This is a genomic window from Roseibium sp. SCP15 (genome assembly GCF_040329435.1).
Taxonomy (GTDB): Bacteria; Pseudomonadota; Alphaproteobacteria; order Rhizobiales; family Stappiaceae; genus Roseibium.
In genome coordinates this window covers 1,247,790-1,265,666 of record NZ_JBDZYI010000001.1, presented here as the reverse complement: position 1 = coordinate 1,265,666, position 17,877 = coordinate 1,247,790, and the positions used below count along the sequence as shown (strand labels likewise).

At 54.5% G+C, this 17,877-nt stretch carries 17 protein-coding genes; 6 read left to right on the top strand and 11 right to left on the bottom strand.

Going from position 1 to position 17,877, the window contains the following annotated elements:
• Window positions 1–24: 24 nt before the first annotated feature.
• The 4 genes from trkA to hflX all read left to right on the top strand — a co-directional run bounded on the left by trkA (window position 25) and on the right by hflX (window position 4,252).
• Window positions 25–1,401, top strand: coding sequence for a Trk system potassium transporter TrkA (trkA, locus tag ABLO27_RS05700; protein ID WP_353031167.1), 1,377 nt, complete (start codon window positions 25–27; stop codon window positions 1,399–1,401).
• Window positions 1,402–1,504: 103 nt separating this feature from the next.
• Window positions 1,505–2,368 (top strand): D-amino-acid transaminase, encoded by an 864-nt coding sequence (locus tag ABLO27_RS05695; RefSeq protein WP_353031165.1) that lies wholly within the window; start codon window positions 1,505–1,507, stop codon window positions 2,366–2,368.
• Between the two features lie 189 nt (window positions 2,369–2,557).
• Window positions 2,558–2,815, top strand: coding sequence for an RNA chaperone Hfq (hfq, locus tag ABLO27_RS05690; RefSeq protein WP_173006241.1), 258 nt, complete (start codon window positions 2,558–2,560; stop codon window positions 2,813–2,815).
• A gap of 120 nt (window positions 2,816–2,935) precedes the next feature.
• A complete protein-coding gene (hflX, locus tag ABLO27_RS05685; RefSeq protein WP_353031164.1) occupies window positions 2,936–4,252 on the top strand; it encodes a GTPase HflX in 1,317 nt (438 codons plus the stop codon).
• Here hflX and ABLO27_RS05680 read toward each other — a convergent pair.
• The 9 genes from ABLO27_RS05680 to ABLO27_RS05640 form a co-directional block, all read right to left on the bottom strand.
• Window positions 4,249–5,004, bottom strand: a complete 756-nt coding sequence (locus tag ABLO27_RS05680) for a hypothetical protein (RefSeq protein WP_353031162.1) — start codon at window positions 5,002–5,004, stop codon at window positions 4,249–4,251. The genes hflX and ABLO27_RS05680 overlap by 4 nt on opposite strands.
• A 111-nt stretch (window positions 5,005–5,115) precedes the next feature.
• Window positions 5,116–5,943, bottom strand: coding sequence for a nucleoside triphosphate pyrophosphohydrolase (gene mazG / locus ABLO27_RS05675; protein ID WP_353031160.1), 828 nt, complete (start codon window positions 5,941–5,943; stop codon window positions 5,116–5,118).
• Between the two features lie 96 nt (window positions 5,944–6,039).
• Window positions 6,040–7,185, bottom strand: a complete 1,146-nt coding sequence (locus ABLO27_RS05670) for an ABC transporter permease (RefSeq protein ID WP_353031158.1) — start codon at window positions 7,183–7,185, stop codon at window positions 6,040–6,042.
• A complete protein-coding gene (locus ABLO27_RS05665) occupies window positions 7,182–8,105 on the bottom strand; it encodes an ABC transporter permease (RefSeq protein ID WP_417714742.1) in 924 nt (307 codons plus the stop codon). The genes ABLO27_RS05670 and ABLO27_RS05665 overlap by 4 nt, the downstream gene beginning before the upstream one ends.
• Window positions 8,106–8,633: 528 nt before the next feature.
• Window positions 8,634–9,440: an ABC transporter ATP-binding protein gene (locus ABLO27_RS05660; protein ID WP_353031722.1), complete on the bottom strand. Its 807-nt coding sequence runs from the start codon at window positions 9,438–9,440 to the stop codon at window positions 8,634–8,636.
• Window positions 9,441–9,617: 177 nt separating this feature from the next.
• Window positions 9,618–11,075 (bottom strand): dihydropyrimidinase, encoded by a 1,458-nt coding sequence (gene hydA / locus ABLO27_RS05655; protein WP_353031156.1) that lies wholly within the window; start codon window positions 11,073–11,075, stop codon window positions 9,618–9,620.
• Between the two features lie 103 nt (window positions 11,076–11,178).
• A complete protein-coding gene (locus ABLO27_RS05650; RefSeq protein WP_353031154.1) occupies window positions 11,179–12,435 on the bottom strand; it encodes a Zn-dependent hydrolase in 1,257 nt (418 codons plus the stop codon).
• Between the two features lie 12 nt (window positions 12,436–12,447).
• Window positions 12,448–12,735, bottom strand: coding sequence for a cupin domain-containing protein (locus ABLO27_RS05645; protein WP_353031152.1), 288 nt, complete (start codon window positions 12,733–12,735; stop codon window positions 12,448–12,450).
• Window positions 12,736–12,799: 64 nt separating this feature from the next.
• Complete coding sequence (locus ABLO27_RS05640; RefSeq protein WP_353031150.1) at window positions 12,800–14,128, bottom strand: aspartate aminotransferase family protein; 1,329 nt, start codon at window positions 14,126–14,128, stop codon at window positions 12,800–12,802.
• A gap of 482 nt (window positions 14,129–14,610) precedes the next feature.
• On the opposite strand from ABLO27_RS05640, the gene ABLO27_RS05635 reads away from it, so the two are divergent.
• Both ABLO27_RS05635 and arfB read left to right on the top strand, forming a co-directional pair.
• The gene (locus tag ABLO27_RS05635; RefSeq protein ID WP_353031149.1) at window positions 14,611–15,282 is read left to right on the top strand and encodes a TetR family transcriptional regulator C-terminal domain-containing protein; all 672 of its coding nucleotides are present in this window, start codon (window positions 14,611–14,613) and stop codon (window positions 15,280–15,282) included.
• Window positions 15,283–15,286: 4 nt separating this feature from the next.
• On the top strand, window positions 15,287–15,751 hold the full coding sequence (gene arfB, locus ABLO27_RS05630; RefSeq protein ID WP_353031147.1) for an alternative ribosome rescue aminoacyl-tRNA hydrolase ArfB: 465 nt from the start codon (window positions 15,287–15,289) through the stop codon (window positions 15,749–15,751).
• A 1-nt stretch (window position 15,752) separates the two neighbouring features.
• On the opposite strand, the gene ABLO27_RS05625 is transcribed toward arfB, so the two are convergent.
• Window positions 15,753–16,913: a GNAT family N-acetyltransferase gene (locus tag ABLO27_RS05625; protein WP_353031146.1), complete on the bottom strand. Its 1,161-nt coding sequence runs from the start codon at window positions 16,911–16,913 to the stop codon at window positions 15,753–15,755.
• Window positions 16,914–17,006: 93 nt separating this feature from the next.
• Complete coding sequence (locus ABLO27_RS05620; RefSeq protein WP_353031144.1) at window positions 17,007–17,690, bottom strand: polysaccharide deacetylase family protein; 684 nt, start codon at window positions 17,688–17,690, stop codon at window positions 17,007–17,009.
• Between the last annotated feature and the right edge of the window lie 187 nt (window positions 17,691–17,877).

Below are 17,877 nucleotides of genomic sequence, written 5' to 3'. Positions count from 1 at the left end.
AGGAAGCGGTAAAGGGGCCTTTCCATGAAAATCGTCATTTGTGGCGCCGGTCAGGTGGGATACGGCATTGCCGAACGCCTTGCTGCGGAACAGAACGATGTTTCCGTGATCGATTCCTCGCCACAGCTGATCAATGCGATTGGTGATCAGCTGGACGTTCGCGGGTTTGTCGGGCACGGAGCTCATCCCGATGTTCTTGCTCAGGCAGGGGCAGAAGAAGCGGACATGATTGTTGCCGTGACCCTTTATGACGAAGTGAACATGGTGGCGTGTCAGGTCGCGCATTCTCTGTTCAACGTTCCGACGAAGGTCGCCCGGATTCGCGCGCAGTCATATCTGCAGGGGCATTGGCGCAATCTCTTCTCGCGCGAAAACATGCCGATCGACGTGATCATTTCTCCGGAAATCGAAGTCGGGGAAATGGTTTTGCGGCGACTTGCCTTGCCAGGTGCCGTCGAAACGGTCCGCTTTGCAGACGATCATGTGGTTGTTGTCGGCATCATGTGCGAGGAAGACTGTCCGGTCGTTGATACGCCTTTGCGCCAGTTGACGGAATTGTTTCCGGACCTTGGAGCAGTGGTGGTCGGGCTCTATCGAAACAACACTTTGTTTGTTCCCAAAAGCAGCGACTCGATCCTGACGGGCGATCTGGCGTATGTGGTTGCACGTCGCGATCAAGTGCGCAGGACGCTTGGAATCTTTGGTCACGAGGAGCCGGAGGCCGCCAAGGTGGTGATTGCCGGCGGCGGCAACATTGGTCTCTATGTGGCCAAGGCGTTGGAAAAGCGGCAGACCGGCACCAAGATCAAGCTGATTGAAGCTTCGCGCGAGCGGGCGATGGCCGTTGCAGACGATCTGAAGAGGTCGGTTATCCTACACGGCAGTGCGCTTGATCAGATCATCCTGAACGAAGCGGATGCCGGCGACGCAGATACCATGGTGGCGCTGACCAACGAAGACGAAGTCAACATCCTGTCTTCCGTCATGGCCAAGAAACTCGGGTGTAAGCGTTCGCTGTCTCTGCTCAACAATCCGAGTTATCCGGCATTTGCAAATGCCCTGGGGATCGATGCGTTTATCAATCCACGTGCCGTGACCATCTCCAGGATACTGCAGCATGTGCGCCGGGGCCGAATTCGCGGTGTCCATTCGCTGCAAAACGGTGCCGCCGAGATCGTGGAAGCAGAAGCCCTGGATACTTCGCCTCTGGTCGGAAAACCGCTTCGCGTGATCGATCTGCCGTCGGGAATCCGTGTTGGCGCGGTCTTTCGCAATGGCGAAGTGCTGACACCGAACGGTGATCTGCAGATTCAGGCGCAGGACCGCATCGTCATTTTTGCTGTGGCAAACAGAGTGCGGCAGGTAGAACAAATGTTTCGGGTCAGCCTTGACTTCTTTTGAGGCTGCCTGAGCATTTTCAGGCCTTGCAATTGCCAGACCGAAAGGTCAAAACTGCCCGCAATACCAATCGGTTTAATTCCATTGTGCTTGTTCTGGAGGGGCCATGAGCCGGATTGCCTATGTAAACGGCCAGTACGTACGTCATGCTGATGCTGCGGTACACGTTGAAGACCGAGGCTACCAGTTCGCGGACGGAGTCTATGAGGTCTGTGAGGTCTGGCAGAACAAGATTGTCGACATGCCACGGCACCTGGACCGGCTTGACCGGTCGCTCAACGAGCTGCGCATCGACTGGCCGATGACAAGGTCTGCGGTCGAGTTCGTGTTGCGCGAAGTTACCCGCCGCAACAGGGTTCGTGATGGTCTGGTCTATGTTCAGGTAACGCGTGGTGTTTCACGCCGGGATCATTTTTTTCCGCCTGAAGATGTGGCGCCGTCAATTGTCGTGACTGCCCGTTCCACCAGCCCGAAAGCGGCTGAAGCTCAGGCCGAAAAAGGTATTTCGGTCGTAACCTATCCGGAAAATCGCTGGCCACGGGTGGATATCAAAACCATCGCGTTGCTGCCGAATGTGCTTGCCAAGCAAAATGCCAAGGAGAACGGCGGCAAGGAAGCATGGTATCTGGATGCGGACGGAAATGTGACCGAAGGCGGTTCAACCAATGCCTGGATCGTCACCAAGGACGGCGTCCTTGTCACGCGTCCGGCTGAAAGCGGTATATTGCGTGGAATTACCCGTGCGGTCGTTCTTGACCTGGTCCAAAAGGAAGGGCTGACCTTTGAGGAAAGGCCGTTTAGTCTGGATGAGGCCCGGGAAGCCAGGGAAGCGTTCGTCACCGCGGCATCCACACTGGTGATGCCGGTGACGCGCCTGGACGGGAAGACGATCGGCAACGGGCATCCCGGTTCGGTTGCTACCCGATTGCGTGAATTGTTCCATACTGCTACTGATTTGCGGGCGGTATGATTCGATTGGCCTTGTCAGGCCCGGATAATGAGACAATATGTGGAGCTGGGGCAGACAGCTCTTTTTGGTGGGCAATATAAAGAGCGAGCAGAGCGTCAATGCTTAGCGTTTGAAATAGAACGGCTTTTGACGGTAAGCTGCTGAAACGCCGGATGCTCGGCCGCATCCGGAACAAATAGGAAAAAAAAACTGATGGCTGAGCGCGCACAAAATCTCCAAGACACTTTCCTTAATCACGTTCGCAAACAAAAAACTCCTCTGACAATTTTTCTCATCAATGGTGTGAAGTTGCAGGGTGTCGTGACCTGGTTTGACAATTTCTGTGTTCTGCTACGGCGCGACGGTCATTCCCAGCTCGTATACAAGCATGCGATTTCCACAATTATGCCAAACGGACCTGTTCAACTGTTCGATCAGGCTGAGGAAAACGCGGAAAAGGCTAGCTGATTGAAACCGAAGTCTCGCGCGGACGACTTTTCAAAATCAAACGGTGCTGAAGAGCTAGGTCAGAAAACGCTTCGAACAAGAGATACTGGGGTAGACCGTCTGCCCCAGCGCTTTCGTTCGATGATACTTGAGCCCGTGCTCCAGTTCCGTGGAGACGGTAGCCAACAGGAACTGCGTGGCAACCGCAGTCCTGAGGCGCGCCTCGAAGAAGCCATTGGCCTCAGCGCAGCCATCAATCTGAATATTGCCCACTCAGGTATTGTGCGCGTCAACAATCCCAAACCCGCGACCCTGTTTGGAGATGGCAAAGTCTCTGAAATCGCTGGTATTGTCGCCAGTGAAGATCTCGATCTTGTGGTGATCGATCATCCCTTGACCCCTGTCCAGCAACGAAACCTCGAACGACGTCTCAAGACCAAGGTGATTGACCGTACCGGTCTCATTCTTGAAATTTTTGGAGACAGGGCGAGAACCAAGGAAGGCCGACTGCAGGTCGATCTTGCGCATCTCACCTGGCAAAAGAGCCGATTGGTTCGTTCCTGGACGCACCTTGAAAGACAGCGTGGCGGTGCGGGCTTCATGGGTGGACCCGGTGAAACCCAGATCGAGGCGGACCGACGCCAGATTCAGGACCGCATCATTGCTCTTCAAAAGCAATTAGAAGGTGTTCGACGTACGCGAGACCTGCACCGGAAGAAACGCAAGAAAATTCCGCAGCCGGTGGTGGCACTGGTGGGCTATACCAATGCCGGGAAATCCACTCTTTTCAATCGGTTGACCGAGTCTGACGTCTTTGCGAAAGACCTCTTGTTCGCAACGTTGGATCCCACGTTGCGGAAGGTAACACTGCCTCACGGCAAGGAGGTCATTCTCTCAGACACGGTGGGATTCATTTCGGACCTGCCGACCCATCTTGTGGCTGCTTTTCGGGCGACACTCGAAGAAGTGTTGGAGGCGGACCTCATTCTGCATGTGCGCGATATCTCGCATCCCGATTCTGATGCGCAGGCCGAAGACGTCAAAAAGACACTGGATGACCTTGGTGTCGATGCTCAAACAGGTGCGCCGGTCATTGAGGTCTGGAACAAGATCGATTGCCTTGATCCGGCCTACAGGGACAAGCTTCTTGCTGAAGCCGATGGGGAAGGACCCATCGCATTGTCCGCACTGACCGGTGCAGGTATTGATCAACTATCGTCAAGAATTGACGCGTTTATCGCGCAACACGACGACATCCTGAGCGTTCGGGTGCCGGTTCACGAGGGAGCGTTGCTGGCGAAGCTGTACCAGTTGTCAGAAGTGCTGGAACGCGTTGATGCAGAAGACTTTGTGACCGTTGAAGTGCGTGTCTCAGATAAACAGCGTGGCCCGTTCAGAACTGTGTTTTCCAACTTCATTCTTTCCGGAGATGAAAACAGTGAGGATACCTCCGACTAATCGGAAGGTTGGACTTCTGATGTTGGTTGAGTGGTTCTGCAACAAGCGGTTTCGGTGATCGAGTTTTCGGAAAGAAGGCCGTTCAATAGACGAAGTTTGTCTTCGTAGTTTCCATGTTTTGTGAATGCCAGAACGAGCGGGTGCCTCTGAAGGATCGTCACCGTCTCATCGATACCGTCCAAAGATAGATCCTGGGCAGTGTGCAACATGACGATTGGGTCTGTCAGCGCCACATCAACACGCCCGGCAGCAAGAACACGAGCAAGGTCCTGCTCATTCTCGGCACCGTCATCGGGATCGTAATACCTGTAGATCTGTCGCTGCATGTCGGATGGATATACATAGGTTTTCACAAATCCGACACGGTAGTTGAGAAACAGGTCTTCCAGCGTCGACCATTCTATCGTTGTGTCAGAGCGCTGCGCTATTCCAACCATCGACCAGGCAACCGGATCGGATGCGGTAAAGCCGTCCAATACTTCTTCCGGCCAGGCAGGAAAGTAACCGGTATAGTCTGGTGAACCAGCAACGGTCTGGGCTCGCGTCCACGGCATGAACTCGACTTTCAGGTCGATGCCAGCCTTGGCAAGCGCGTTCCTCAACGCGGCAATTGCCTTGCCGTTCTTTGCCAGTGTTGCACTTGCGTATGGCGGCCATTCCGGTGCAGCAATTTTCCATGTTTCGGCTTTTGCAGGATCCAGCGAGACGCTGGTCAGCGTCATCAGGCTTGCGAGTGTTCGAAACAGCACCATTCAAATCCCCATCTAGGGAATGCAACTCCTTCAATGGTGATGGAAATGATAGCTTATTGCAAATAATGAAAAGGTATAAGAATACATAGTTTTACATGGTCAACCTTATATTCAACCCTTGGTAGATTTGGCGGCCTGCCATGCGTTTTCCATTTCATCGAGGTTCATTGCCTCCAGAGTGGTATCCATCCGCTCTGCATGTTCCTCGATAGCTGAAAACCGACGACGGAATTTGCGATTTGTCCGGCGCAAGGCTTCTTCCGGATCGATGTCGAGATGGCGCGCCAGATTGGCAAGGGCAAAGAGTGTGTCGCCCAGTTCATCGGTGATACGGTTCTTGTCTGGAGAGGTCCTGGAAAGCTCTTCATCAAGTTCATGTGTCTCTTCCCGGATCTTTGCCAGAACAAGACGCGCGTCATTCCAGTCGAAACCGACCTTTGATGCACGGCGTTGCAGTTTGTCGGCTTCCTGAAGAGCAGGGAAGGCGAATGGAACCTCGTCAAGATAGCCCTTTTGGCGTTCCGAAATGCCGAGAGCATCTCTCTCGGCCTTTTTTTCCGCCTTTTCTTCTGCCTTGATCCGTTCCCAGATGCCTTTGACGTGCTCCGCCTTCTCACCGTTCTCATCTCCAAAGACATGAGGGTGGCGACGGATCATTTTTTTGGTGATGCCTTCAACGATGTCACCAAAGTCGAAGGCCTCTTCTTCTTCAGCCATGCGCGCGTGATAGACGACCTGCAGAAGGAGATCTCCAAGTTCTTCGCGAAGATTGACCAGATCGTTCTGGGCTATAGCATCAGCAACTTCGTAGGCTTCCTCCAGCGTGTATGGGGCGATCGTCTCGAAGTTCTGTTCCAGATCCCAGGGGCAACCGGTAACCGGCGTTCTCAAAGCGGCCATGATTTCGATGAGGCGGGAGATTTCGCGACTGGGCTTCATGGAACGTCCTGTCAAAAGTGAAAGAGGCACCCCATTGGGATGCCTCTAAATTGCATGATCATGTGCCGGTCACAAGGCGGTAATTGCGCCCTGTGGTTATCCTCTGACAGAAGGATGCCAGAAGGTGACCGCACGTTCCAGCAATGCCACAGCACCGTAGAACAGGGAACCTGCCAGGGCCGCGACCGCAATCTCCGCCCAGACCATGTCCACGTTCATTCGGCCGACTTCGGTGGAGATCCTGAACCCCATTCCGACAATCGGAGTGCCGAAGAACTCCGCCACGATGGCGCCAATCAACGCAAGGGTGGAGTTGATTTTCAAGGCGTTGAAAATGAAGGGCATTGCCATCGGCAAGCGCAGTTTGAAAAGCGTCTGCCAGTAGCTGGAAGCGTATGTCCTCATCAGGTCCCGCTGCATGGTATCGGAAGCTGCAAGACCTGAAACCGTGTTCACCAGCATAGGAAAGAAGGTCATGATGATGACGACAGCAGCCTTGGAGGGCCAGTCGAAACCGAACCACATGACCATGATCGGAGCCACGCCGATGATTGGAAGGGCGGAGACAAGATTGCCAATAGGCAGCAATCCCCTGCGCAGGAAGGGTATCCTGTCGACCAGGATTGCAGTTAGGAATGCCGAACCGCATCCAATGACGTAACCGGCGAGAACCGCTTTCAGAAACGTTTGCTGGAAATCAGCCCATAGGGTGGGAACGGACGTAGTAAGGCGGATCCAGATCTCCGACGGCGCCGGCAGCAATACCTTGGGTACGCCCGCACCGGTCACGACGATCTGCCACAGAACGAGGACCGTTACACCGAAGAGTGCCGGAATAACCAGGTTGATGATCCGCATCGCAAGCAAGGACTTGCTCTTCCAGATTGCCAGCCGTTCCACGAAGAGCCAGGACGCGGCCCAGGTGGCCACGACCAGTGCCCAGAAGCCGAGCGTGGCCTGACCGACATGGTTCGAAACGGTGCTGACCAGAAGCCAGGCGGCAACCGCAGTCACCAGCCCCAGAATGAGGTCGCCGATCCAGTTGCGCATGAAGCCGAGCTCGTAACGAACGCCTGCAATCGCTAGAATGACAAGACAGATCGAAAGCCGCGGAACGTCCATCACGCCGAGATCCGGTTTGAATATCGGGCTGAACAGGCCGACAACGACCATTGCGACGACAAACCAGGCAAGCATGGCCGGCATGTCCAGACGACGTTTGGAAACGGGTGTGGTTGTCATCGTGCCATCCCCATGCGCTTCAGCGTGATTTTTTCCAGTACGCCGATCAGGGCCACGAGAGAACCGGCGAGAAATGCTGCCATGAGAAGCGCGGACCAGATCTGCACGGTCTGACCGTAATAGGAGCCTGCGAGAAGGCGGGCCCCCAGTCCGGCAACCGCGCCCGTTGGTAACTCGCCGACGATTGCTCCCACCAGGGACGCCGCCATGCCGATTTTCATGGACGTGAAGAGATATGGAACCGCGTATGGAAGACGGAGTTTCCAGAAGGCCTGTATCCGTGTTGCCGAATAGGTGTGCATGAGATCCATATGAATGACTTCAGGTGACCTGAGGCCCTTCACCATGCCGACCGTTACGGGAAAGAACGACAGATAGGTCGAGATCATCGCCTTCGGCAACAACCCGGAGACTCCGATTGCGTTGAGGACCACGATGATCATTGGTGCAATCGCCAGAATGGGGATCGTCTGGGACGAGATAACCCAGGGCATCAGCGATTTGTCGAGAACCCGCGAATGGACGATGCCGATAGCCAGGAGAATGCCGAGCGTCGTTCCGATCAGGAAGCCGAGCAGAGTGGACGAAAGCGTAATGCCTGTGTGATAGATCAGTGACCGTTTGGACGTGATCTTCTTTTCAATCGTCGTATTCCAGATCTCGATGATCACCTGATGAGGTGCTGGCAAGACGGGACGTTCCTGCGCGAGCGTGTCAGTTATGAACAATGTCACCGGCACTTCGGTCCGGTTCGCCCGCTCATAGAGCTCCTGTTGAAATGGCGCATTCAGAAGAACCGCAGCGATGTACCAGAGACTGATGATCGCAAGGACGACGACAATAACCGGCCCAATCGTTCCGGACATGAGGCCGGCAAAGGGACTTAGGCTGCGGTTGTTTGAAAGGGTTGCGTCAGTCATGTGGACGTCTCCCTGACAAGACGAGAGTTGATTGATGCGTGGAGTATTTCTGCTTCTTCGAAACTCAGATTTCCAATCAGCTTTTGGATCTTGCGATTGCAAGAAAAAAGTAGTTTTCTGCTTGAGTTGTTTGTTTGGTCAACCTTATGCGCATCTAATTTGTCTATCCAAACGGTCTGGATATCTAACCAATTCCATGTCTCCGTGGACTTGTACGCAGGCCAACATCTTTGTGTCTTTTTGAGATTGGTCCCGAGCCATAGCTCAGTTTCGCCGTACTTGCTCCACAGGAACTTAATTAGAGCAAATAGGGCCACTAACGGCGAAAAGATCATGACCATGTTGGCCCTTGATCCCCCGGCGAATTCGAGATTACCTGTGTACACCAAAGCAGTTAGACTGATCGAGGCAGCAAAAATGACCCCGTAGAGAAAGCTCTCATTCTTTGGAAGTTTCAGAAAAATATCACTTTCACCTTCGCGGCACCTCTTCATCCAGGGCGAAACGCGTTCGTAGGCTCCTCTTTTATCAGTCCTCATAGGAATGCCCCGCCCTCAGGCCGTCGCGCACCCGGTGGGCGATCTTGAGGAACTCCGGCGTTTCCCGGATATCAAGATTTCTGTCGCGCGGGAGATCGCTTTCGATGACGTCGTAGATGCGGCCCGGACGCGGGCAAAGGACTACGATCTTGGTGGAGAGGAAAACGGCTTCAGGTATCGAGTGTGTCACGAAGACGACTGTCTTGTTGGTCTTTGCCCAAAGCTGCAGAAGTTGCTCGTTCAAGTGGTCGCGCACGATTTCGTCCAAAGCGCCGAACGGTTCGTCCATCAAGAGCAGGTCGGGTTCAACGGCGAGGGCGCGCGCGATCGAGGCGCGTTGCTGCATGCCGCCTGAAAGCTGCCACGGATATTTCTTTTCAAAACCGGCAAGGTTCACCAGCTCGAGGTTCTTGGCGATGCGTTGCTGTTGTTCCGCACCCGACAGACCCATGATTTCAAGAGGAAGCGCAATGTTCTTGGCAATGGAGCGCCAGGGGTAGAGAGCTGCCGCCTGGAACACATAGCCATAAGCGCGCTTCAGTCTTGCCTCTTCCGGTGAAACTCCATTGACGGTGATCGCGCCGGCCGTTGGCTTTTCCAGATCAGCGATGACACGAAGCAAAGTTGTCTTGCCGCAGCCCGAAGGACCGATGAAGGAAACGAAGTCGCCTTCCTCGATTTTCAGATCGATGTCTGAGAGAGCATGTACCGGACCGTCGTTGGTTTCGAAGGTCAGGGAGAGGTTCTCAATATCGATCACGCGGTTCTGGCTGGCGCCAATTGTGTTTTCCACCATTTCGGTGTCCTTTGCGCTGGCAAGAGCAGTCATGAAGTTCCTCGCTACACGAGTCGGCTGCCGTAAAACAGTGCCGGAAACAGTCACGGGAGAGGTCTTTTGTCCGCAAAGACCTCTGCCGATTGATTTTGTGCCGGGAGTTCCACGCTCCGAAGACGGAGGGGAACTCCGTTGGCCTTAGACGCCGCTGGCCGGAATGCCGGTCCGCTCCACCTTTCTCGGCGCCGTCAATTCCTTCCAGGTGGAAAGAGCCTTGTTGACTGCGTGATAAGGTTCGCGTTTCACGAACTCGCCATGACCCTGCTTGTGGTTGACTGTACCGTCTTCCACCGCGACCCGGCCACGGGTGAGGGTGTAACGCGGAAGGCCCTTTATCTTCTTGCCTTCGAAGACGTTGTAGTCGATTGCGGACTGCTGGTTCGAGGCGGAAATGGTTTTTTCCTTTTCCGGGTCCCAGACGACAAGATCAGCGTCAGCGCCAACTAAAACTGCACCTTTTTTCGGGTAGATATTCAGAATCTTTGCAATGTTGGTTGAAGTTATGGCGACAAACTCGTTCGGCGTCAGCCGGCCCGTGTTGACACCATAGGTCCAGAGCATCGGCATCCGGTCTTCAAGACCGCCAGTCCCGTTCGGGATCTGAGTGAAGTCGTTGATACCTGTACGCTTCTGCTCGGTAGTGAATGCGCAGTGATCGGTTGCAACCACTTGCAGGGACCCGGATGCGAGCCCGTGCCACAGAGAATCCTGGTGTTTCTTGTCTCGGAATGGCGGTGACATCACCCGGCGGGCCGCATGATCCCAGTCCTGGTGATGGTACTCGCTGTCATCGAGAGTCAGGTGCTGGATCAACGGTTCGCCATAGGCGCGAATGCCGTTCTGACGGGCCCGGCGGATGGCTTCATGAGCCTGTTCAGACGAGGTGTGCACGATATAGATCGGTACACCGGCCATGTCGGCGATCATGATGGCCCGGTTGGTGGCTTCGCCTTCGACCTCCGGTGGGCGTGAATAGGCATGGGCTTCCGGCCCGTTGTTGCCTTCTGCTAGCAGTTTCTGCTGCAGGGTTGCGACGACGTCACCGTTCTCCGCGTGAACCAGCGGCAGCGCGCCCAGCTCGGCACACCTTTGGAATGACGCGAACATTTCGTCGTCATTCACCATCAGTGCCCCTTTATAGGCCATGAAGTGCTTGAAGGTGTTGATGCCTTTTTCCTGCACCACTGTCTGCATGTCATTGAAGACCTGTTCACCCCACCAGGTAATCGCCATGTGGAAGGAGTAGTCGCAATGCGCCATCGAGGACTTGTTGTCCCACATCTGCAGCGCCTCGAGCAGCGACTGGCCAGGCGAGGGCAGGGCAAAGTCGACGACCATTGTGGTTCCACCTGCCAGGGCCGCACGTGTACCACTGTCGAAGTTGTCGGATGAGAACGTGCCCATGAAAGGCATTTCCAGGTGCGTATGCGGGTCGATTCCGCCTGGCATGATGTAGCAACCGGTCGCGTCGAGCGTTTCGTCACCGGAAAGGTTCGGGCCGATTTCGACAATCTTGCCGTCTTCGATCTTCACGTCTGCGTCGTAGGAAAGGTCGGCGGTTACGACCGTACCTCCCTTGATCACCTTGCTGGCCATAGTTGTTCCCCTTCTTTTGTCACCGAACCCGGTTAGGTGCCGGGTCGGCGTAAACTCCGAAGTCTGTTCCCTGCGGATAGATCCCGAGAACAGAGACCGTTCGTTACTCCACGATTTCCGCTGTTTCGACGACCGCGTGGAAAAGAACATCCGCTCCGGCTTTTGCCCAGTCCTTGGAAATTTCTTCAGCCTCGTTGTGCGACAGACCGTCGACACAAGGGCACATGATCATCGCAGTCGGGGCAACACGGTTGATCCAGCAGGCGTCGTGCCCAGCGCCGGAAATGATGTTCTGGTGCGTGTAGCCCAGGCGTTCGGCGGCATTCCGGACCGCTTCGACGCACGTCTTGTCGAATTCGACCGGATCGAAGCCGCCAACCTTCTCGAATTCCACTTCAAGTCCCATGTCGTCGCAGATCTTTTTTCCGCCGATCTTCAGGCGGTCTTCCATATCCTTGATGACGGCAAGGTCGGGCGAGCGGAAATCGACGGTGAAAACAGCTTTGCCAGGGATTACGTTGCGAGAATTCGGATAAACGTCGATATGACCTGCGGCGCCGACCGCGTGTGGGGCATGCGACCAGGCGATTTCATCCACCAGTTCCAGAATGCGCGCCATGGCGAGACCGGCGTTCTTGCGCATGGGCATCGGTGTTGAGCCTGTGTGGCTGTCCTTGCCTGTGACGGTCACCTGCGTCCAGGAAAGGCCCTGGCCGTGAGTGACAACACCGATATCCTTGTCTTCAGCTTCCAGGATTGGTCCCTGTTCGATGTGCAGCTCGAACATGGCATGCATTTTGTCCTTGCGGGCGCCGACTTCCTCGTCACCCACCCAGCCAATGCGTTTCAGTTCGTCACCGAATTTCTTGCCTTCGGCGTCTTCCCGGTCATATGCCCAATCCTGGGTGTGCATGCCGGCAAAAACGCCTGACGCCAGCATTGCGGGCGCAAATCGAGTGCCTTCTTCGTTCGTCCAGTTCGTCACCACGATCGGATGTTTGGTCTTGATACCAAGGTCGTTCATCGTGCGGATGACCTCAAGACCTCCAAGGACTCCGAGAACGCCATCATACTTGCCACCCGTCGGCTGTGTGTCGAGGTGAGAGCCGACATAAACGGGCAGGGCGTCAGGGTCGGTGCCGGGCCTGATCATGAACATGTTGCCCATCGTATCGACGGCCATGGTCATGCCAGCTTCTTCACACCACTTCTGGAACAGTTTGCGGCCTTCCGCGTCTTCGTCGGTTACCGTCTGACGGTTGTTGCCGCCGGCAACGCCCGGGCCGATCTTGGCCATTTCCATCAGGCTTTCCCAGAGACGGTCCGCGTTGATCCTAAGATTTTCGCCCGGAGCTGCCATACGCTAACCCTCCTACTTCAATTCGGTTTCGACGAAGGACATGGGCTTGTCTCCGCCGTTGATCACATTGTGTTCCACGCCTTGGTCACGACGATAGACGGTCCCGGCCGGTATCAACACCTCACGGGTCTCGCCATTCGGCTCCTCAAGAAGCATCTGGCAATCGGTCAAGGTCGTAATCACGTAGTCCATCTCATGACGATGCCAGCCGGTCTCGGCGCCCGGTGCAAAATCGAATCTCGTCACTCTGACTTTCTCGTCGTCGATAAGCTGGCTGGCACTTGCCTGTTGTCTTGTCATCGCTTGCCAATCCCCCGGGAAATGCAAATTCGGCGGCAGCCATGGGCCACCGCCGTGTGCAATATCAATCGATGGTCATCAAAACCGCCCGGAGTTTTCCGAACAACTCATCAATCTGTTCCTTCGTTATGATGAGAGGCGGAGAAAGGGCGATAATGTCACCGGTTGTCCGGATCAGAAGTCCGTCATCATAGGCCTTCAAGAACGCCGAGAAAGCACGTTTGGTCGGTTCTCCAGCGATCGGCTCCAGTTCAATAGCCCCGATCAGGCCGAGATTTCGGATGTCGATCACATTCGGACAATCCTTGAGCGAATGCAGGCCGTCTTCCCAGTGCTGGGCAAGATCCGACGCCCGGGTCAGCAGGCCTTCATCCTCATAGGTGTCAAGCGTTGCCAGGGCTGCCGCACACGCGACCGGGTGCGCCGAGTAGGTGTAGCCGTGGAACAACTCGATCATGTGTTCCGGCCCGGTCATGAAGGTGTTGTAGATGTCGGAGCTGCAGAAGACCGCACCCATCGGGATCACGCCGGATGTCAGGCCCTTTGCTGTTGTAACCAGATCAGGTGTCACACCAAAGAAGTCGGTTGCGAAGGGAGAACCCAACCGACCGAAACCTGTGATGACTTCATCGAAAATCAGCAAAATTCCGTTTTGCGTGCAGATCTCGCGAAGTCGCTCCAGATACCCCTTCGGCGGAATGAGAACACCTGTAGAGCCCGCTACCGGTTCGACGATCACCGCAGCAATGGTGGACGGGTCGTGAAGTTGGATTATGCGGATCAGATCTTCAGCGTATTCAGCGCCGCTTTCCGGAATGCCACGGGAAAAAGCGTTCCGTTCCGGGTCATGCGTGTGGCGCATATGGTCGACGCCCGTCAGGAGCGTGCCGAATGTCTTGCGGTTGGCGACAATTCCGCCAACGGAAATGCCACCGAAACCGACACCGTGATAGCCACGTTCCCGGCCGATCAGGCGAGTTCGTGTTCCCTGGCCAATCGCACGTTGATAGGCCAGTGCGATCTTGAGGGCCGTGTCGACGCTTTCGGAACCGGAGTTTGTGAAGAAGACATGGTCCAGCGGGGAGGGCATCATTGCAGCAAGGCGCGCCGCGAGCTCAAACGCCTTGGGATGCCCCATCTGAAACGCCGGAGCATAATCCAGTTCAGCAATCTGATTCTGAACGGCTTCAACGACTTTCGGGCGGGAGTGACCTGCGTTGCAACACCACAGGCCTGCGGTTCCGTCCAGCACCTGACGGCCGTCGGCGGTGGTGTAATGCATGTCCTTGGCCGAGACGAACATGCGCGGCGTCTGCTTGAATTGACGGTTCGCCGTGAACGGCATCCAGAATGCTTCGAGATTGTTTGTGGCAGCCTGGTTAGGTGCTGACATACGTCCTCCTTGCGACTCCGAACAAGCGAGTCGACTGCTGGTTAGTGGAGGAAAGGAACGCACGGCCACAATTCTGCCAATTCAGGCAGTGCCGTCAGCTTTGGTCCTCTCCCCACGCTGTTCCGGGCGTGACTGGTGGACTGTTTTGCCTCTTCCAATCGTGCCGTATATCTCTGGTGGCCTTTTGGCCGGGTCCGGTTTGTCCGGTTCTGTTTATGATGGTCACATCAGGCAGACGCTTCAAGCTATCCCCATTGCAGGGCTGAACCTGATCGACTAGCCTTCTGACCATCTGGTCAATTTACCCTAGGAGTGATTTGACCAAATGGTCAAGATGCAAATCTATCCGATAAGACTAATTTCTGGTCATTCAATCGGAGGATGTGCTGAGATCGGTCGATGTTGGCCGGAATCGGAGGGATACGGCGCGTTGACGACGCACAGGGAAGGCCGGTCATAGCGGCCGGGAGCGGATTTATTTGATGACGAGTTTGACTGGGCAAACACAAGAAAATTCAAAGCCGGGCGGGTTGAGCCGAATCCAGGAAAAAAATCGCAACCTCATCCTGGACGCAGCATTGAGTGAATTTTCAAGAAAAGGTTTTTCAGGGGCAACGGTAGAACGGATCGCAGCGGAAGCGGGCATGTCCAAATCCAACCTGCTCTATTATTTCTCTTCGAAAGAGGCGATCTACAACGCGACACTGGCACATATTCTCGAAGTCTGGCTCGCACCTTTGAAAACCTTGAACCAGGATGGAGATCCTGCACAGGAGCTGGCCGCCTATATCTGTCAGAAGATGGAGATGTCCGCCAATTTTCCGGAAGCCTCCCGCCTGTTTGCCAACGAAGTCATGCAGGGTGCGCCGCAAATCTTGCCCATTCTTCAGACCGACCTGAAGCGACTTGTTGCGGAGAAGAGCCTCGTGATCGAAAACTGGATAGAGGCGGGAAAAATGCGCCGGGTGGATCCAGTCCATTTGATCTTCACGATCTGGGCCACGACGCAGCATTACGCGGACTTTTCGGTTCAGATCAGAGCCTTGACCGGGCGCGACTTGAGCGATCCGGAATTCCTGCAGGAAACTGAAACGTCAGTGACGGCGCTTATTCTGAATGGCGTCGGATTGAGCTGGCCACCGGAAGGTGAGTGAGCGAATGCCCGAAGATTCGCTTGAAAACTATCCGGCTTCATCACGGATACAGGTGATCGGGAAACTGTTTATTCTCAAGGACGATCTTTCCGAGGATTTTATCAGAGCGTCCGGTCCTGGCGGCCAGAACGTCAACAAGGTTTCGACGGCGGTCCAGTTGCGTTTTAACCTGACCGGCAATGAGACGCTTCCTCAGGAAGTCAAGGCAAGAGCTGCCAAACTGGCCGGCAGTCGTCTCACGCAGCACGGACACATAATCTTTCAGGCGGATAGGTTCAGAACCCGGGAGCGCAATCGAGAAGACGCTCTGGAGCGGTTGTTGGGGCTTTTGCGCAAGGCGACCGAAAAACCGAAGCCGCGCAAGGCAACAAAACCGACGCTTGGTTCCAAGCGTCGGCGCCTCGATGCCAAGAAACAACGCGGGCAAATCAAGAAATTGAGGTCGCGTTCGGGTGGGTTCGGCGATTGAGTCAGTTTGCGCTTCTGTCGGAGATTTCGCGCAACTTGTTTATGACCTTCCATTTGTAAGGACGGAATTTTTGCCAGATCCCGGTGGACCGGAGCCGTGCCATTCCGTTTTTCTTTAACAAGAACAGCCTTCCGGAATTCGTGATCGGAATAAGCGCTTCCTTCAATCGGACGGTCGTATCGCAACTCTTGACCTTGTAGTCTTCGTCACCAAAGCCGTGATCAAGGTACTCATACCCATTGTCTTTAAGCCACTGCAAAAGCTTGAGATTTAGTATTCTGCCACTCGAGTACTTCCTATAGACGCCGTCTTCAAAGCCCATAATGAGAGAGTAGAGGCAGCCGCGGTGGCTTAACGACCAGGTTGAAGCAGCCTGGGTGTCTCCGACAAACAGTGACACCAGAAAGAGATTTCCGGACTTGCCGAAATTCCGAGTGGCATGATCGAGGAACACCAAAGCAGTCGGGTTTTCCTTGAAAGTCGGGACGAGGGTTTCTTCAAACCGGCGTTGCTTCTGAACGATGAGACGCTCGAGCATCTCCTGGGCTTCTGGCTGTGTCCTTGCGATTTCCAGACGCGTTTCGCCAAGTTCCTGCAGGCGTCGTCCGTATCGTTTCAGCGTTTTCAGATTGAACTGAGTGGCTTCGATCTCCTGCCAGGATTTTGTCAGGTCGTTGCCGTGACAGAATTCAGCAGAGTCGTCATCTGAAATCAGGAAAAGCGGGTTTTCGAATTCCTTGTAGCCAGGTGCGACTTTTTCCAGATGAGCAATGTCGAAGTCAGGAAGGGTTTCTATGATTTTCAGCCACAACTCGGCTGCGCCGTCATTCGTCCAGGCTGGTGCGTTCGGGTGAAAAATCGGGCAATTATAGTCAGCGTGCCCCTGATCAAGAAATGTCAATACACGCAATCTGCCGCGGGTCTCAATGCAAAACGGGATCTGAAGCCATAAGCTGCCATCGTCTCCGAGCACTTCAACGTAGATGGCCTTATGTTTGCCGGTTTTGCCATAACTTTCTTCCCAGGACTGAACGAACTCCCGGGTCTGGAAGATATGACACAGAACATCAGTCTCGTCGTTTCCGCTCGGCCAGTTTGCGGGCAATGAGGAATGCGACTTGACCTGAAAACCCGTCTCGCTTGTTTGCTCGGCTATGGCCATTCTTTCCCGTGCTTCCCTAATAAGAATCTTGCTGTGTCTGGGTGGTGCTTGCAGGAGGATCGTTCAACCCCAAGGTTGCGCAATCCGGCTTATTCAGCGCGTAAATCTGCTATCGATCTGTTCGGAAAGGTTCAGCTTTTGGAGTGCATCCCTGACCGGGAGCACATCCAATCCCAGCTCCAGGGCGTGTTTGACAAGATTTTCCAGAACATGTGTGTAACAGCCGTATTGGGTTGGGGTATCAGCAACGTCATGTGTGAAGAAGATAAGCCACCCCGGCTGCTTTCGAACATCGTCGATCCAGCTCAGTAACCATTCTTCGGAATAGTCGGGTCTAATCTCAACGGTATGCAAATACCCGGGATCTATGAGACCTCTGTTTATTCCAAGCTGCCCACCCCGACAGGTCTTGTAACGTTTAAGCAATTCCCGGCGGGCACGGGGAGACGCGTTGGTGTAAGGATAAGCGAAGTTCTCGGTTTCAAGTCCTGGCTGGACTTCAAGCTGGTGACCGTCATTGCGTGCAATCTCAGACCTGAGTGACCGAGTGTTCAGCGTGCGCACATTGGTGTGAGTGTATGTATGGCAACCGATTTCGTGGCCATCTGACACAAGACTGCGTTGTCCATCCTTCGAAATGAAAGTCTGCTCTTCATCGGATGTGCCGACCAGGCCTCCGGCGATGTAAAATGTACCTTTGACACCGTGAGAGGAGAGAATGCGCGCACCATCTGTTTGCGCGGATGCAGGCACATCATCGAATGTGAAGGTGACCACGCTTTTGTTTTCGGCAATTTTGACACGTTTCGCAGGAAAATGTCGTGTAAGCCGATTGCCAATACGATCTAATAGTGGAGGGCGTCCGCTCATAATACCATTTCTGTGAGATCTATTGCGTTCATTAGAACGCCAAATTCTTAAATCAGAAATAATACGTACAGATAAACGCCGACTTAAATCAGCG

Bases quoted from the DNA above. Each gene is read 5' to 3' on its own strand.
- trkA (WP_353031167.1), top strand. From the start codon at position 25: ATGAAAATCGTCATTTGTGGCGCCGGTCAGGTGGGATACGGCATTGCC.
- ABLO27_RS05695 (WP_353031165.1), top strand. From the start codon at position 1,505: ATGAGCCGGATTGCCTATGTAAACGGCCAGTACGTACGTCATGCTGAT.
- hflX (WP_353031164.1), top strand. From the start codon at position 2,936: ATGATACTTGAGCCCGTGCTCCAGTTCCGTGGAGACGGTAGCCAACAG.
- ABLO27_RS05680 (WP_353031162.1), bottom strand. From the start codon at position 5,004: ATGGTGCTGTTTCGAACACTCGCAAGCCTGATGACGCTGACCAGCGTC.
- mazG (WP_353031160.1), bottom strand. From the start codon at position 5,943: ATGAAGCCCAGTCGCGAAATCTCCCGCCTCATCGAAATCATGGCCGCT.
- ABLO27_RS05670 (WP_353031158.1), bottom strand. From the start codon at position 7,185: ATGACAACCACACCCGTTTCCAAACGTCGTCTGGACATGCCGGCCATG.
- ABLO27_RS05665 (WP_417714742.1), bottom strand. From the start codon at position 8,105: ATGACTGACGCAACCCTTTCAAACAACCGCAGCCTAAGTCCCTTTGCC.
- ABLO27_RS05660 (WP_353031722.1), bottom strand. From the start codon at position 9,440: ATGGTGGAAAACACAATTGGCGCCAGCCAGAACCGCGTGATCGATATT.
- hydA (WP_353031156.1), bottom strand. From the start codon at position 11,075: ATGGCCAGCAAGGTGATCAAGGGAGGTACGGTCGTAACCGCCGACCTT.
- ABLO27_RS05650 (WP_353031154.1), bottom strand. From the start codon at position 12,435: ATGGCAGCTCCGGGCGAAAATCTTAGGATCAACGCGGACCGTCTCTGG.
- ABLO27_RS05645 (WP_353031152.1), bottom strand. From the start codon at position 12,735: ATGACAAGACAACAGGCAAGTGCCAGCCAGCTTATCGACGACGAGAAA.
- ABLO27_RS05640 (WP_353031150.1), bottom strand. From the start codon at position 14,128: ATGTCAGCACCTAACCAGGCTGCCACAAACAATCTCGAAGCATTCTGG.
- ABLO27_RS05635 (WP_353031149.1), top strand. From the start codon at position 14,611: ATGACGAGTTTGACTGGGCAAACACAAGAAAATTCAAAGCCGGGCGGG.
- arfB (WP_353031147.1), top strand. From the start codon at position 15,287: ATGCCCGAAGATTCGCTTGAAAACTATCCGGCTTCATCACGGATACAG.
- ABLO27_RS05625 (WP_353031146.1), bottom strand. From the start codon at position 16,913: ATGGCCATAGCCGAGCAAACAAGCGAGACGGGTTTTCAGGTCAAGTCG.